This is a genomic window from Comamonas sp. JNW (assembly GCF_003105075.1).
GTDB classification, from domain to species: domain Bacteria; phylum Pseudomonadota; class Gammaproteobacteria; order Burkholderiales; family Burkholderiaceae_C; genus Comamonas; species Comamonas squillarum.
Window position 1 is genome coordinate 1 of record NZ_QETI01000003.1, and the last position, 14,500, is coordinate 14,500.

At 63.8% G+C, this 14,500-nt stretch carries 13 protein-coding genes and 1 pseudogene; 6 read left to right on the forward strand and 8 right to left on the reverse strand.

Annotated elements, in window-relative coordinates:
- The 4 genes and pseudogenes from DCO45_RS05670 to DCO45_RS05685 all read left to right on the forward strand — a co-directional run.
- Window positions 1-154 (forward strand): annotated as a pseudogene (locus DCO45_RS05670) (electron transfer flavoprotein subunit alpha/FixB family protein); the annotation flags it as partial.
- Window positions 155-329: 175 nt separating this feature from the next.
- Window positions 330-2,123 carry an acyl-CoA dehydrogenase gene (locus DCO45_RS05675; protein WP_116924939.1) on the forward strand — a complete coding sequence of 598 codons (1,794 nt, stop codon included), beginning with the start codon at window positions 330-332 and terminating at the stop codon, window positions 2,121-2,123.
- A 106-nt stretch (window positions 2,124-2,229) separates the two neighbouring features.
- The gene (locus tag DCO45_RS05680) at window positions 2,230-3,219 is read left to right on the forward strand and encodes a nitronate monooxygenase family protein (RefSeq protein WP_116924940.1); all 990 of its coding nucleotides are present in this window, start codon (window positions 2,230-2,232) and stop codon (window positions 3,217-3,219) included.
- Between the two features lie 86 nt (window positions 3,220-3,305).
- Entirely contained in the window at window positions 3,306-3,950 is a 645-nt protein-coding gene (locus DCO45_RS05685; protein ID WP_116924941.1) for a DUF1439 domain-containing protein, read from the forward strand.
- Here the strand turns inward: DCO45_RS05685 and DCO45_RS05690 are convergent.
- Entirely contained in the window at window positions 3,947-4,432 is a 486-nt protein-coding gene (locus tag DCO45_RS05690; protein ID WP_116924942.1) for a hypothetical protein, read from the reverse strand. The two genes, DCO45_RS05685 and DCO45_RS05690, sit on opposite strands and share 4 nt — an antisense overlap.
- A 1-nt stretch (window position 4,433) precedes the next feature.
- Window positions 4,434-5,018: a GbsR/MarR family transcriptional regulator gene (locus tag DCO45_RS05695; protein ID WP_182345264.1), complete on the reverse strand. Its 585-nt coding sequence runs from the start codon at window positions 5,016-5,018 to the stop codon at window positions 4,434-4,436.
- A 209-nt stretch (window positions 5,019-5,227) separates the two neighbouring features.
- On the opposite strand from DCO45_RS05695, the gene DCO45_RS05700 reads away from it, so the two are divergent.
- Window positions 5,228-6,412, forward strand: a complete 1,185-nt coding sequence (locus tag DCO45_RS05700; RefSeq protein ID WP_347707639.1) for an acyltransferase — start codon at window positions 5,228-5,230, stop codon at window positions 6,410-6,412.
- Between the two features lie 34 nt (window positions 6,413-6,446).
- Here the strand turns inward: DCO45_RS05700 and rnk are convergent, their stop codons facing one another.
- Window positions 6,447-6,860 carry a nucleoside diphosphate kinase regulator gene (gene rnk / locus DCO45_RS05705; RefSeq protein ID WP_116924943.1) on the reverse strand — a complete coding sequence of 138 codons (414 nt, stop codon included), beginning with the start codon at window positions 6,858-6,860 and terminating at the stop codon, window positions 6,447-6,449.
- Window positions 6,861-7,117: 257 nt separating this feature from the next.
- On the opposite strand from rnk, the gene DCO45_RS05710 reads away from it, so the two are divergent.
- On the forward strand, window positions 7,118-8,329 hold the full coding sequence (locus DCO45_RS05710) for a PA0069 family radical SAM protein (RefSeq protein ID WP_243419278.1): 1,212 nt from the start codon (window positions 7,118-7,120) through the stop codon (window positions 8,327-8,329).
- On the opposite strand, the gene DCO45_RS05715 is transcribed toward DCO45_RS05710, so the two are convergent.
- From DCO45_RS05715 to sdhA, 5 genes are all read right to left on the reverse strand, one after another.
- Window positions 8,326-10,185: a phosphoethanolamine--lipid A transferase gene (locus tag DCO45_RS05715; RefSeq protein ID WP_116924945.1), complete on the reverse strand. Its 1,860-nt coding sequence runs from the start codon at window positions 10,183-10,185 to the stop codon at window positions 8,326-8,328. The genes DCO45_RS05710 and DCO45_RS05715 overlap by 4 nt on opposite strands.
- Window positions 10,186-10,308: 123 nt before the next feature.
- The gene (locus DCO45_RS05720; RefSeq protein WP_116924946.1) at window positions 10,309-11,619 is read right to left on the reverse strand and encodes a citrate synthase; all 1,311 of its coding nucleotides are present in this window, start codon (window positions 11,617-11,619) and stop codon (window positions 10,309-10,311) included.
- A 20-nt stretch (window positions 11,620-11,639) separates the two neighbouring features.
- On the reverse strand, window positions 11,640-11,933 hold the full coding sequence (locus tag DCO45_RS05725) for a succinate dehydrogenase assembly factor 2 (protein ID WP_116924947.1): 294 nt from the start codon (window positions 11,931-11,933) through the stop codon (window positions 11,640-11,642).
- A 15-nt stretch (window positions 11,934-11,948) separates the two neighbouring features.
- Entirely contained in the window at window positions 11,949-12,653 is a 705-nt protein-coding gene (locus DCO45_RS05730; protein WP_021026927.1) for a succinate dehydrogenase iron-sulfur subunit, read from the reverse strand.
- 31 nt (window positions 12,654-12,684) lie between these two features.
- Complete coding sequence (gene sdhA / locus DCO45_RS05735) at window positions 12,685-14,490, reverse strand: succinate dehydrogenase flavoprotein subunit (RefSeq protein ID WP_116924948.1); 1,806 nt, start codon at window positions 14,488-14,490, stop codon at window positions 12,685-12,687.
- Window positions 14,491-14,500 lie beyond the last annotated feature (10 nt).

A 14,500-nucleotide genomic window follows, 5' to 3' on the forward strand; every position in this document is an offset into this window, starting at 1 on the left:
CTCGGGCGCGATCCAGCATCTGGCCGGCATGAAGGACTCCAAGGTGATCGTGGCGATCAACAAGGACGAAGAAGCGCCGATCTTCAGCGTGGCCGACTATGGCCTGGTGGCCGATCTGTTTGAGGCTGTGCCCGAGATGGCCAGCAAGCTGTAAAAACGTGCCTGCAACCACCCCACGCCGCCACAGCATCCCGCTGACGCTGGATGTGAGGGGCAGCGTGGTGGTAGGCAAAAGCACATCAAGGCATCCCCTGGGGGATGCCTTTTTTTGTGTGTGCGGCGCACCCGAACCACGAGCAATGACAAGACGATAAGACGAGGAGACAACGATGAGCTACAAGGCACCTGTCAAGGACATGCTGTTTGCGATGGAGCACCTGGCCCGCATCGACCAGGTGGCACAGATCCCCGGTTTTGAAGAAGCGGGGCTGGAGACGGCGCAGGCCGTGCTGGAGGAATGCGCACGCTTTAACGAAGAGGTGGTGGCGCCGCTGAATGTGGTGGGAGACCTGCAGCCCTCGACCTGGAAGGATGGCCAGGTCAGCACCACGGCGGGGTTCAAGGAGGCCTTTGCGCAGTATGTGCAAGGCGGCTGGCAGGGCCTGCAGCACCCTGTGGATGCCGGCGGCCAGGGCTTGCCCAAGACGATTGGCGCGGCCTGCGTGGAGATGCTCAACAGCGCCAACATGAGCTTTGCGCTCTGCCCCTTGCTCACCGATGGCGCGATTGAGGCCTTGCTCACCGCCGGCAGCGATGCGCTGAAAACGACCTACCTGGACAAGCTGGTCTCCGGCCAGTGGACCGGCACGATGAACCTGACCGAGCCCCAGGCCGGCTCGGACCTGGCGCTGGTGCGCACACGTGCCGAGCGGCAGGGCGATGGCAGCTACCAGGTCTTTGGCACCAAGATTTTCATCACCTACGGTGAGCACGACATGGCCGAGAACATCGTGCACCTGGTGCTGGCCCGGGTGGTGGGGGCGCCCGAGGGCGTCAAGGGCATCAGCCTGTTTGTGGTGCCCAAGTTCCTCGTCAATGCCGATGGCACGCTGGGCGCGCGCAACGATGTGCACTGCGTGAGCATCGAGCACAAGCTGGGCATCAAGGCCTCCCCCACCTGTGTGCTGCAGTATGGCGACCACGGTGGTGCCACCGGCTTCTTGGTGGGCGAAGAGAACCGGGGCCTGGAGTACATGTTCATCATGATGAACGCGGCCCGCTATGCCGTGGGCCTGCAGGGCGTGGCCATTGCCGAGCGGGCCTACCAGCAGGCAGCGGCCTTTGCCAAGGAGCGTGTGCAAAGCCGCCCGGTCGATGGCAGTGTGGCCGGCAGCGCCACCATCATCCACCACCCCGATGTGCGCCGCATGCTGATGACCATGCGCGCCTACACCGAAGGCTGCCGCGCGATGGCCTTGACGGCAGCTGCCGCCTTTGATGCCGCCCATGCCCATCCCGACCAGCAGGTGCGCCAGGACAACCAGGCGTTCTACGAATTCATGGTGCCGCTCATCAAGGGCTACAGCACCGAGATGAGCCAGGAGGTGACCAGCCTGGGCGTGCAGGTGCACGGCGGCATGGGCTTTATCGAGGAGACGGGCGCCGCCCAGCACTACCGCGATGCCAAGATTTTGACCATCTATGAAGGCACGACCGCCATCCAGGCCAATGACCTGGTGGGCCGCAAGACCGCGCGCGACGGCGGCCAGGCTGCGCGTGGCATCGCCAGCCAGATTGCGCAGACCGAGCAGGCGCTGAAGGCCAGCAGCTCGGGCGCTGCCCAGGCTTTTGTGCGTGCGCTGGCGCAGGCGCGGCAGGACTTTTTGGCCGTGGTCGACTACGTGGTGGCCGGCAGCAAGACGGCGCCCAACGATGTGTTTGCGGCCAGCGTGTCGTATCTGATGCTGGCGGGCAATCTGGTGGCCGGTTGGCAGATGGGCCGGGCCTTGCTGGCAGCCGAGCAGCAACTGAGCCAAGGCGCGGGCGACAAGGCGTTTCTCGAAGCCAAGGTGACAACCGCGCATTTCTATGCCACGCATATTTTGGTAAAAACCTCGGCATTGCGTGAAGAAATCCTGCATGGTGCGGCCCCGGTGATGGCGCTGCCGCAGGACAGCTTCTGAGCGCCATGCCCCCACACAAAGCCCCCCGTGCGCCTGGGCCAAGGTGCACGGGGTCTGCGCCGCCCAAGCGACGCAGCAGGCTTTTGCCCTTTGAAGGAGACCTTGTATGTCCAAACTTCCCGGCGCGTTGCAGAACGTGCCTTTCCCGGTCATCGGCTCGCCGCTGTTCATCGTCAGCAACCCGCAGTTGCTGATTGCGCAGTGCAAGGCCGGCATCGTCGGCTCCATGCCGGCGCTCAATGCCCGCCCGGCCGAGCAGCTCGATGACTGGCTGGCCGAAATCACCGAAACCCTGGCCGCGCACAACCGCGCCCACCCAGACCAGCCCGCCGCGCCATTTGCCATCAACCAGATCGTGCACCGGACCAACGAGCGTCTGGAGCATGACATGGCGCTGTGCGAAAAGTACAAGGTGCCCATTTTGATCACCTCGCTGGGTGCACGCGAGGACGTGTTCCAGGCCGCCCATTCCTGGGGCGGTGTGGTGATGCACGACATCATCAACAACAGCTTTGCACACAAGGCCATCGACAAGGGGGCCGATGGCCTGATTGCCGTGGCCGCTGGTGCCGGTGGCCATGCGGGCATCAAGAGCCCGTTTGCGCTGGTGCAGGAAATCCGTGAATGGTTTGACGGCCCGCTGGCCTTGTCGGGCAGCATTGCCCATGGCCGTGCGGTGCTGGCAGCCCAGGCCATGGGCGCCGACTTTGCCTATATCGGCTCGGCCTTTATCGCCACCGATGAGGCGCGAGCCGTCGAAGAGTACAAGCAGATGATCGTCAGCTCCAACTCGGACGACATCATCTACAGCAACCTCTTTACTGGCGTGCATGGCAACTACCTGAGCCCGTCGATCCGCGCAGCTGGCATGGACCCGGACAACCTGCCGGTCTCCGACCCCAGCTCGATGAGCTTTGGCAAGGAGCGCAAGGCCTGGAAAGACATCTGGGGCAGTGGCCAGGGCATCGGCGCCATCAAGCAGGTGGTGCCCGCTGCCGAGCTGGTGGCCCGGCTCAAGCGCGAGTACTTCGACGCCCGCGACGCGCTGCTGGCTGGCGGCCCGAGCCGCGCGTCAGCCCCTGCACAGGCGGCGTAACGCGCAGATACCTACACCGGCCGCCTGGGCTGAACTTTGGCCCTGCGGCGCTGTCCAACCGCGCTTGACGGCTACGGTGTGATGCGATGGAGAATCAGTTTTTTGCCCAGGGTGCCCCCCAGCCGCTGCAGCGCCGCCGCTGCCTGGTATGGGCTGCCGCTGCCTTGGTGGCTGGGGCTGGCCTTATGACCAGCGTGGCGCAGGCTGCCGATGCCAGCCTGCCTGCCGGTGCACGCAGCATCCGCATCAGCCAGGCGCAACTGCAGCAGGCAGTCGCTGCGAAGTTTCCGCTGGCCCGCTCCTGGCAGGGCATGGTCGTCATCCAGCTGCAAAAGCCCAGCGTGCAATTGCTGGCAGCCAGCAACAGCCTGCGAGCCGCCTTCGATATCTGGGTGACCGAGAAGCTGATGGGCAACGAATACCCTGGCCAGATGACCCTGGATTTTGGCCTGGCCTTCGATGACGCCGACGCCAGCATTCGCCTGCACAACGTGCGTGTGCAGCAGCTGCAGATGCAGGGCGTGCCTGCTGCCTACCAGGGCATGTTCCAGACCTATGCACCCCGCCTGGCCGAGCAGGTATTGCAAGGCCTGCTGGTCTATGAGCTGCCGGCCAGCCAGCGCATGCTGCTGCAAGGCCTGGGCTATACGGTCGAGCGCATGGAGGTGCAGGAGCAAGGCCTGCGCATTGTGCTGGCGCCCAAGACAGCCACTGCTGTGCCAGCGCGTTAGGCCAGCGTGTAGGGATAGTGGGCGGATAAGCCTGGTGTCAGTTGCTCCATCAGCGCCAAGGCTTGCAGTACCACATCCTGCCCCTGGTCCAGCCCCTGGTCTTGCGCAGCTTCGAGCTGCGCCATCAGATCGGCCAGCTGCAGCCATTGCCCGGCATCGATACCCAGCGGCTGGGGCAGGGCATCAGGCCCGGCACCGTGGTCCAGAAAGGCGACGGCCTGCTGCTGGTCACGGCTCAGCAGCCAGGCGTCACCGGTGCCCGAGCAGGCAAACACCCACCAGTCCTGGCCCAGCATGGCCAACGGGGCGTCGCGCCCCCAGGTCTCTTGGGCCGCGGCCAGGTGGTCCAGCAGCACAAAATCGCCGGCGATCTCGGTCGTGGGCAGGCCATGACCGGGCATCAGGCCAGGCACCACAGCGGGCCAGGTGCTGCCGGGCCAGAGCCGCTGGGCAATGGCAGCCGGCGCTTGCAGGGCCAGCATCTCAGTCGTTGCCTTCCTTGCGGGCGGGCGATTTTCCGGTCAGCCGGTCCTTGAGGGTCAGCACCCGGGTGACGGCGCTGCCCATGCCCATCAGCTGCAGGGCGGTGTCGGGGTTGAGGCGCTGCACATCGTCAAACCAGGTCATCAGCTTGTCGATCAGGTCGTACATCTCCTGCATGCGCTGCTGGGCGTACTGCTCATCGGCGGAATGGGTTTCCTGCAGCAGGGCCGAGCGCAGCATCGACTGCGTGGGTTCGATCTCGCGGCGGCGGCGCTCTTCGGCCAGGGTGCGAAAGATCTCCCAGACATCAGCCGGCGCTTCAAAGTATTCGCGCCGGTCGCCCGGCTGGTGGCGCATATGCACCAGGCGCCAGGATTGCAGCTCCTTCAAGCCCATGCTGACATTGGAGCGCGAGAACGACAGGCCCTCGGCAATCTCGTCGGCATTGATCGGCTGGGGCGAGAGAAAGATCAGCGCGTAGATCTGGCCCACGGTGCGGTTGATGCCCCAGCGGCTGCCCATCTCGCCAAAATGTGACACGAATTGGCGGGTGAGCTCGGGCAGCGGCGTTGGGGCTTGTTTCATGGCTGTGATTATCGGTTTTTTCTGGAAGCACTGAAATGCCCAGGCCGCCGCCACCCGGCCAACCACCCGGCGCCGTGTAAAGAAGGCAGATTTCGCTCGATCAGCGGGGCGGCAGCGTCAACGGGCGCGGATCCCCAGGCGTTACACATGCAGTGGCACTGCGCGCGCGGTGCCACACCTTTGTCAGAACATTGCCAGCCTGCGCTGCCATGGCTTGCCCATTGTGGTGTCGCTGGCCAGAGACTATCTTGCCTACCACAACAACCCATAACAAACGAAATCTGTGGCTGGACATGACCAAAGGGGCTTGCTGTGCTGCCATCGTCTGGCACCACCTGGCTTTCTACGGCCCGATGTCGGATGTCGCAGCGCAAGTCACCCCCGGCATCATTGACTGGCTGGCGGAATATGCGCGCATTGCCGTGCAGATTTTTCTGGTCATGGGCGGCTTTCTGTCGGCGGCCAGCCTGGCCCCGCAAGGTGTGGCCCGCTTTGGCAGCCCGCTGGCCAAGATCGGCCAGCGCGCGCTGCGCCTGCTCGCGCCTTACTCCGTCGCGCTGTTGCTGGCCGTGCTCATCGCAGCGCTGGTGCGGCCCTGGTTTGCCCACGACTCCGTCCCCGCCGAGCCTACCTGGCAGCAGCTGATCGCCAATGCGCTGATGCTGCAGGACATCAGCGGCGAAGATGCGCTGTCGGCCGGCGTTTGGTACGTGGCGATTGACTTCCAGCTGTTTGCCGCCGTCACCTTGCTGTTTGCATGGAGCCGCCGCTGGGCCCGCCAGTGGCTGGGCCTGCAGCTGGGTCAGTGGGTGGTTCTGGCGCTGACGGCCATGTCGCTCCTGGTGTTCAACCGCCACAGTGAGCTGGACATGTGGTTTGTCTACTTTATCGGTGCCTATGGCATGGGCATGCTGGCCTTCTGGGGCAGCCAAAGCGCCAAGCCCTGGTCCTGGACGGCCTGTCTGCTGGCGCTGGGTCTCGTGTCACTGGAGGTCGATTTCCGCCTGCGCATCGCGGTGGCGCTGTGCGGCGCCGTCGCGCTGCTGTGGCTGACGCGCCTGCCGCACGACAGCCGCCTGGTCGACTGGCTGGGCCGCCAGGCGACCGTGCGCTGGCTGCAGTCGCTCGGCCAAATGGGCTACTCGGTGTTTCTGGTGCACTTTTCCATCGTGGTGCTGTGCAACGCGGTGGTCTCGCATGTCTGGCCCAGCCAGCCCTGGCTCAACTGGCTGGGCATGGGCCTGGCCTTTGCGCTGTCGCTGCTGGCCGGGCGCGCGCTCTACCTGGGGGTGGAGGCGCGCACGCCCAGCCTGCGCTCGGTGGCCCGCTGGGAGCTGGGCCTGGTCGGCGGCGGTCTGCTGGTGACCCTGGTGGGCGCACGCTTGTCGATGTAAGCACGCCCTTTGCCGGCGCTGGTCTGTTGGCCGCTCAGCGGTGCAGATCGCCAGCGCGCTCGGGCTGGTAGCTGATGCCGGTCACGCGCACGGTCATGGTCTTTCCTCCCACGGAGGGCCAGGCCAACTGGTCGCCAATCGCCAGGCCCAGCAGCGCACTGCCCACCGGTGCAAATACCGAAATCTTGCTGCTGGTGTCGTCCAGGTCCTTGGGGTAGACCAGGGTCAGCTGGAACTGCTTGCCCGATTCGGCAATGTCGAAGTTGACGCTGGAGTTCATCGTCACCACATCCGGCGGAATATCGCTGGGCTCCACGATATCGGCGCGGGCAATCTCGGCCTCCAGATCCGCCTTGCCGGGGAAGGCACTGGCCGGCATGGCCTCCAGCAGCGCTTCCAGGCGGTCCACATCCAGGGATGACAGGATGAGTTGGGGTTTGCGAGACATGAAAACTTCCTCCGGAGTATGTAATCCCCGAATGTAGGCTATGCCCCATTTCGCACCAAAACGGTGCGAATAGCCCTGGTGCAGGCGGCGCTTGCAGAGGCTGCCGGGATGGCGGACAATGCATGAAATACTGTATATAAAAACAGTCATAATCCGTTAGTATGCCTGCCCGCCATCCCTCCACCCACACCGTTGACTCTGCCCCGTTTGAAGACGCGCAGACCCTGCACCGCTGCGCGGACGAGCTGGACGGGCCTGTGCCGGTGCGTGTGCCACTGCCGGTGGCCCGCAAGGGGCGCGGCGCGGTTGGCACGCCCCGCCACCGTTTTGCCAGCGATGTGCGGGAATGGGCCGACGATGGCTGGACCCCAGCAGCTGCTCAAGCGGCCGTCGGCGCTGAGCCAGAATTGGATCTGGAAGAAGGCGCCTGGTGGCAGCAGGACGCCGAGAGCCTGCCGACCCAGGTGCACGCGGAGCGGGCGCGCAGCGCGATCCAGAAAAACGACTCACCCGATATCTTCTTTGATCACTCGGTCAACCCCTACCGGGGCTGCGAGCATGGCTGCATCTACTGCTATGCCAGGCCGTACCACAGCTACCTGAACCTCTCGCCGGGGCTGGATTTTGAAACCCAGCTGTTTGCCAAGACCAATATTGCCCAGGTGCTCAAGGCCGAGATCAGCCGCCCGCGCTACCAGCCGGCCTCGCTCAATATCGGCTCGGCCACCGATTGCTACCAGCCCATCGAGCGGGAGCTGGGCCTGACGCGGCAGCTGATCGAGGTGCTCAGTGAGGCCGAGCATCCTTTTTCACTGATCACCAAGAGCAGTGCGGTGGAGCGCGATATCGACCTGATCGCCGCTGCAGCGCGCAAGAATGCGGCGGCCGTCTACATCACGATCACCAGCCTGGACCCACAGCTGACCCGCCTGCTCGAGCCCCGGGCTGCGGCGCCGCACCGGCGGCTGCGCACCATACGCCAACTGGCGGAGGCCGGCATTCCGGTCGGGGTGAGCGTCGCACCCCATATTCCGTTTTTGACCGAGGACATGGAAGAGGTGCTGGCGGCCGCGCGCGAGGCCGGCGCCACCACGGCCTTCTACACCGTGCTGCGCCTGCCTTGGGAGCTCAACGGCGTGTTCCAGCAGTGGCTGCAGGCCCATTACCCGCAGCGCGCAGCCAGGGTAATGCAGCGGGTGCGCGACCTGCACCAGATCAGCGAGGCCGACCGGCTGCGCGGCAAGAGCTATGACAGCCAGTCGTTCAGCCGCATGAAAGGCCAGGGCCTGTGGGCCGACCTGGTGCGCCAGCGCTTTGTGCGGGCCTGCGCGCAGCTGGGCTATGGGCGCGAGCGGCAAGAGATGGATTGGCGCGGTTTTGAGGCCTGGCGCGCCCAGCAGCTGCAGCAGACAGTGCGCCAGGCGGGCGCCGCGCAGGCGCCGCACCCGGGGCAGGGCACGCTGTTTTAGCCGCGCTTGCGTGCAGCAGCGACCGTGGTCGGCGGCTGCGCTGCAACGGTTGCTGGAGCAGAGGCAGACGCCAGGTGCGCCAAAGTGGCGGGCGGTGCAGAGCGGCCCTTGCAGCTGGCAAAAATATCCAGATCGGGCTGGTGCAGCGCGGTCTGCACATCGGTGAGGCCCAGCATCGAGTGGAACAGGTTGTCGTGGCTGATGCGGGCAGTGCCCACGGCCTGCTGCAGGCAGCTGGTGCTGATGCCCATGCGTTGCTGCATCGCGGGCGAGAGCCAGGTGATCCAGGGCACATGCTTTTGGACATCGGGTGCGACGGAGTAGGGCAGGCCGTGCAGGTAGATGTTGTTCTCGCCCAGCGATTCGCCATGGTCGGCCACATACATCATCGCCGTGGGCTGGCGCTGGCCCTTGCTGGCGAGCCAGTCGATCAGGCTGCCGAGCATGCGGTCGGTGGCAACGACGCTGTTGTCATAGGCATTGATCAGCGATGCGCGGTCGCAGGACTGTAGGTTGACGTTGTTGCACTCGGGGCTGAAGCGCTTGTCCTGGCCCAGCGAACGCTTGAAATAGGCCGGGCCATGGCTGCCCATCTGGTGCAGCACCACCACCACGCCTTTGGCGCGTTGCTCGGCGGGCAGCGCATTGATGCGTTCATCGAGGCCTTCGAGCAGGGCCATGTCCACGCATTCGCCGTCCTGGCACAGCGCCTTACGGGCCGCGGCGGGCAGGTCCGTCTCGGTATTGGCGTTGTGCACGCGGGCGCAAACGCCCTTGCAGCCCGATTGGTTCTCGACCCAGAGCACAGCCAGGCCGGCGCGCTGCAAGACATCGAGCAGGTTTTCATAGGATTTGTTGCTGTCCTGGCTGCTGCGCCCCAGGTGGGAGAACATGCAGGGCACCGACACGGCGGTGCTGGTGCCGCAGGACCAGGCGTTGGTGGCGATGGCGAGGTCCTGGCGGGCGGACAGCAAAGGCGTCGTGGGACGCTCATAGCCATTGGTCGCAAAATTGCCGGCGCGGCCGGTCTCGCCGACGACCAGCGCATAGATCGGGAAGCTGGTCTGGCCAGCATAGCTGGCACCCAGCTTGGCATCTTCGCCAATCGGGTACAGCGTGGTGTCGCGGTGGTGAATTTGCTGGGCCACCAGGTTGCCTGCGGCGTAGACGGTGGACAGCGGGTTCATCATGTAGCGCAGGTTGGTGTGGTTACGCATGGCTGACGAGATGGGGCGAAAACCCGCCACCACCACGACGGCCATGGCCAGGACCGCCAGCAGCACCATGCCCAGCTGCTGGAGCACTGGGCGCCAGCCCTTGCGGTGGGGCAGGGTCTGGCGCCAGATCCACCAGGTGGGGGGAATAGCGATGGCGCCCACGGTGACCACCAAGCTCCAGTGCAGCAGGTCGGCCGCTTCCTTCACATCGGTTTGCAGCACATTGACGAGCATCGAGGCATCGATGGCAATGCCGTAGTTCAGCATGAAGCAGGCAGCAAACGCGGCGATCCAGCACAGCGCGATCATCACCGGTTTGGCGGCGCGGCCCCAGCTGAGCAGGTTCAAGAGGGCCCAGCAAGCGCAGGCAATGGCCAGGCCCAGGCTCAGGCCCAGCACCCACTGCTGGGCGCTGCTCAGGCCGTCTGCCTGCGAGAGGGCCTTCCACAAGGCCAGATTGCCCACGCTGGCCAGCCACAGGCTGACGACCAGGCTCCACAGCCACACGGGACGTGCGGGCGAGCTACTGCTGGTTGTGGCCAGGTCGGCGCTGAAGGGCAACGCGGCCGAGTGGGGCGGAAACGCCGCGGTGTCGGCGGCCTTGCCTGTGGGGGTGATAAACCGGGCAAAGAAATTCATCCCGCCATGGTCGGCAGGCTAGCTTAACAAGTGATTAATAGGACCAGCGCCATAAAAAAACCCGCCGAAGCGGGTTTTTGGAGAGGGTCTGGTGCAGGGCCAGGCAGCGCCTGGCCGGTGCTATCAGCGCTTGGCGATAGGTTGCACGTCGCGGGCCACCGAGCCAGTGTAGAGCTGGCGTGGACGGCCAATCTTGTACTCGGGATCGGCCATTTGCTCGTTGAGCTGGGCGATCCAGCCGACGGTGCGGGCCAGCGCGAAGATGCCGGTGAACAGCTTCACAGGGATGCCGATGGCGCGTTGCACGATGCCCGAATAGAAGTCCACGTTCGGGTACAGCTTGCGCGAGACGAAGTAGTCGTCTTCCAGAGCGATCTTCTCGACTTGCTTGGCCAGTGCGAACAGCGGATCGTTTTCCAGGCCCAGCTCGGCCAGGATCTCGTTGCAGGTTTCCTGCATCAGCTTGGCGCGTGGGTCGTAGTTCTTGTAGACGCGGTGGCCAAAGCCCATCAGCTTGACGCCGCTGGACTTGTCCTTGACCTGCTCCATGAACTCGCCGACCTTGGCGATGCCGCCGTTGGCCTGGATGTTTTCCAGCATGTTCAGACAGGCTTCGTTGGCGCCGCCGTGGGCAGGGCCCCACAGACAGGCAACGCCGGCGGAGATGGCCGCAAACGGGTTGGTGCCCGAGGAGCCGCACAGGCGCACGGTCGAGGTCGACGCGTTTTGCTCGTGGTCTGCGTGCAGGATGAAGATGCGGTCGAGCGCGCGCTCTACCACCGGGTTCACCACATACTCTTCACAGGGGTTGCCGAACATCATGCGCATGAAGTTGCCTGCATAGGACAGGTCATTCTTCGGGTACATGTAAGGCTGGCCCGTGCCGTACTTGTAGGCCATGGCCACCAGGGTTGGCAGCTTGGCGATCAAGCGGATCGCAGCGATGTTGCGGTGCTCGGGGTTGGTGATGTCGGTGCTGTCGTGGTAGAAGGCCGACATGCCACCCACCAGACCCGTCAGAACGGCCATGGGGTGCGCATCGCGGCGGAAACCACGCAGGAAGAACTGCATCTGCTCGTTGACCATGGTGTGCTTGGTCACCGTGTCTTCGAACTCGGCCTTCTGCGTGGCATTGGGCAGCTCGCCGTACAGCAGCAGGTAGCAGGTTTCGAGGTAGTTGCAGTTCTTGGCCAGTTGCTCGATCGGGTAGCCGCGGTACAGCAGCTCGCCCTTGTCACCATCGATATAGGTGATGGCCGACTGGCAGGCAGCCGTCGAGAGGAAACCGGGGTCGTACGTGAACATGCCGGTCTGCGCGTACAGCTTGCGGATGTCGATGACATCCGGGCCGATCGAGCCCTGGTAAACCGGAAGGTCTACGCTTGCTGCGCCGTTGCTAAACGATAGCGTGGCTTTGTTGTCTGCTAGTTTCATAAAACTGGTTCCTTCTCGAGTTAGTCCGCAAGAGATGCACGTGGTTTTCGGCTGCGCAGCATCTCCAGCACTTCATGAACATCTGGCGTGTCGAGGTCGCCTGTTGGTTCCTTGCGCTTGAGCATCAAGTCCAGCAGGTCGTTGTCCGACAGGTTCATCAAAGTGGTCAGCCCTTGCGCCTGGCGGACATTCAGGCTTGCTCCGTATGTGCGGAAGAACTGCTCGACGAAGATGTCGTTCTCCACCAGGCCTCGGCGGCTACGCCAGCGCAGCAGATCGCGCGCACGTTCATCCAGCAGTTCGTTTTCCATCATTGCTCAATCTGGTTCTTACACCGCACGGCGAACCATCAATTCCTTGATCTTGCCAATCGCCTTGGTGGGGTTGAGGTGCTTGGGGCACACGTCCACGCAGTTCATGATGGTGTGGCAACGGAACAGACGGTAGGGGTCTTCCAGGTTGTCCAGGCGCTCACCGGTGTGGTCATCGCGGCTGTCGGCGATGAAGCGGTAGGCCTGCAGCAAACCGGCGGGGCCCACGAACTTGTCGGGGTTCCACCAGAACGAGGGGCAGCTGGTCGAGCAACTGGCGCACAGAATGCACTCGTACAGGCCGTTGAGCTCTTCGCGCTCTTCGGGCGACTGCAGGCGCTCCTTCTCGTTGGCGACAAAGCTGTCGGCCATCAGGTAGGGCTTGATCGAGTGGTACTGCTTGAAGAACTGGGTCATGTCCACGATCAGGTCGCGGATCACGGGCAGACCGGGCAGGGGCTTCAAGACGATGTCACCCTTGAGGGTGTTCATGTTCGTCAGGCACGCCAGACCGTTCTTGCCGTTGATGTTCATCGCGTCCGAGCCGCACACGCCTTCGCGGCAGGAGCGGCGGAACGAGATCGATGGGTCGAGCTCCTTGAGCTTGACCAGGGCGTCCAGCAGCATGCGCTCATGACCGTCGAGCTCCACCTCCACCGTCTGCATGTAGGGCTTGGCATCTTTATCGGGATCGTAGCGATAGATTTTGAAAGTACGCTTCATTTTGGGATGTTCTTTCGTGGGCTGCGTGGATTTAGAAGGTACGGACCTTGGGCGGTACCGACGGCACGGTCAGCGGCTTGAGTTGCACTGGCTTGTACTCCAGGCTGTTGGCAGCGCTGTACCACAGGGTGTGCTTGAGCCAGTCGATGTCATTGCGGCCCAGTGGGTACTTGGGATCATCGGCAGGGTGCTCGTAGTCATCCACGGTGTGGGCGCCACGGCATTCCTTGCGGGCGGCGGCCGAGACCATGGTGGCTTGCGCCACTTCGATCAGGTTGGCCACTTCCAGCGCTTCCATGCGGGCGGTGTTCCAGACCTTGGACTTGTCCTTCAAGGTGACGCCACCGACGCGGGCGCGGATGTCGGCAATCTTCTTGACGCCTTCGTCCATGCTCTTTTGCGTGCGGAACACACCGGCGTGCAGCTGCATGCAGGCGCGGATGTCGTTGGCCACATCTTGTGCGTACTCGCCGCTGGTCGACTCGTCGAGCTTGTTGAGGCGTGACAGCGAGAAGTCCGATGCGTTCTCAGGCATCGGCTTGAACTCGCCATAGCCATTGACGTAGTTGACGATGTGCTTGCCAGCCGACTTGCCAAAGACCAGCAGGTCCAGCAGCGAGTTCGTGCCCAGGCGGTTGGCGCCGTGCACCGACACGCAGGAGCATTCGCCCACCGCGTAGAGACCGTTGACCACCTTGTTCTCTTGACCATCCCAGACAACGACCTGGCCGTTGATGTTGGTGGGGATACCACCCATCTGGTAGTGGATGGTGGGCACCACAGGAATCGGCTCCTTGGTGATGTCCACGTTGGCGAAGTTGTGGCCGATCTCTTCCACCGAAGGCAGGCGCTTGCGGATGGTTTCTGCACCCAGGTGGGTCATGTCCAGCAGGATGTAGTCCTTGTTCGGACCGCAGCCACGGCCTTCCTTGATTTCCTGGTCCATCGAGCGCGAGACGAAGTCGCGTGGCGCCAGATCCTTCAGGGTTGGCGCATAGCGCTCCATGAAACGCTCGCCATCGCTGTTGCGCAGAATAGCGCCTTCACCGCGGCAGCCTTCGGTCAGCAGCACGCCCGCGCCGGCCACGCCGGTGGGGTGGAACTGCCAGAACTCCATGTCCTGCAGCGGGATGCCTGCGCGTGCAGCCATGCCCAGGCCGTCGCCGGTGTTGATGAAGGCATTGGTCGATGCCTGGAAGATACGGCCTGCGCCGCCGGTGGCCAGCAGAACCGCCTTGGCGTGCAGCTCGTACAGGTCGCCGGTTTCCAGCTCGATGGCGGTCACGCCGATCACGTCACCGGATTCGTCGCGGATCAGGTCCAGCGCCATCCACTCGACGAAGAAGTTGGTCTTGGACTTGACGTTTTGCTGGTAGAGCGTGTGCAGCATCGCGTGGCCGGTACGGTCAGCCGCTGCGCAAGCGCGTTGCACGGGCTTTTCGCCATGATTGGCGGTGTGGCCGCCGAAGGGGCGCTGGTAGATCGTGCCATCGGGGTTGCGGTCAAAAGGCATGCCGAAGTGTTCCAGCTCGTACACCACCTTGGGTGCTTCGCGGCACATGAACTCGATCGCATCCTGGTCACCGAGCCAGTCCGAGCCCTTGATGGTGTCGTAGAAGTGCCATTCCCAGTTGTCGGGCGACATGTTGCCCAGCGAGGCGGACACGCCACCTTGCGCTGCCACGGTGTGCGAGCGGGTGGGGAAAACCTTGGACAAGGCAGCCACGGACAGGCCAGCCTTGGACAGTTCCAGCGCAGCGCGCAGACCGGAGCCACCTGCGCCGATGATGACGACATCAAACTTGCGCTTGGTGATGTTCTCTTTTGTATAGCTCATTGTTCTCTTT

Coding starts and splice junctions, on each gene's coding strand:
- DCO45_RS05675 (WP_116924939.1), top strand. CDS start 330: ATGAGCTACAAGGCACCTGTCAAGGACATGCTGTTTGCGATGGAGCAC.
- DCO45_RS05680 (WP_116924940.1), top strand. CDS start 2,230: ATGTCCAAACTTCCCGGCGCGTTGCAGAACGTGCCTTTCCCGGTCATC.
- DCO45_RS05685 (WP_116924941.1), top strand. CDS start 3,306: ATGGAGAATCAGTTTTTTGCCCAGGGTGCCCCCCAGCCGCTGCAGCGC.
- DCO45_RS05690 (WP_116924942.1), bottom strand. CDS start 4,432: ATGCTGGCCCTGCAAGCGCCGGCTGCCATTGCCCAGCGGCTCTGGCCC.
- DCO45_RS05695 (WP_182345264.1), bottom strand. CDS start 5,018: ATGAAACAAGCCCCAACGCCGCTGCCCGAGCTCACCCGCCAATTCGTG.
- DCO45_RS05700 (WP_347707639.1), top strand. CDS start 5,228: ATGGCTTGCCCATTGTGGTGTCGCTGGCCAGAGACTATCTTGCCTACC.
- rnk (WP_116924943.1), bottom strand. CDS start 6,860: ATGTCTCGCAAACCCCAACTCATCCTGTCATCCCTGGATGTGGACCGC.
- DCO45_RS05715 (WP_116924945.1), bottom strand. CDS start 10,185: ATGAATTTCTTTGCCCGGTTTATCACCCCCACAGGCAAGGCCGCCGAC.
- DCO45_RS05720 (WP_116924946.1), bottom strand. CDS start 11,619: ATGAAACTAGCAGACAACAAAGCCACGCTATCGTTTAGCAACGGCGCA.
- DCO45_RS05725 (WP_116924947.1), bottom strand. CDS start 11,933: ATGATGGAAAACGAACTGCTGGATGAACGTGCGCGCGATCTGCTGCGC.
- DCO45_RS05730 (WP_021026927.1), bottom strand. CDS start 12,653: ATGAAGCGTACTTTCAAAATCTATCGCTACGATCCCGATAAAGATGCC.
- sdhA (WP_116924948.1), bottom strand. CDS start 14,490: ATGAGCTATACAAAAGAGAACATCACCAAGCGCAAGTTTGATGTCGTC.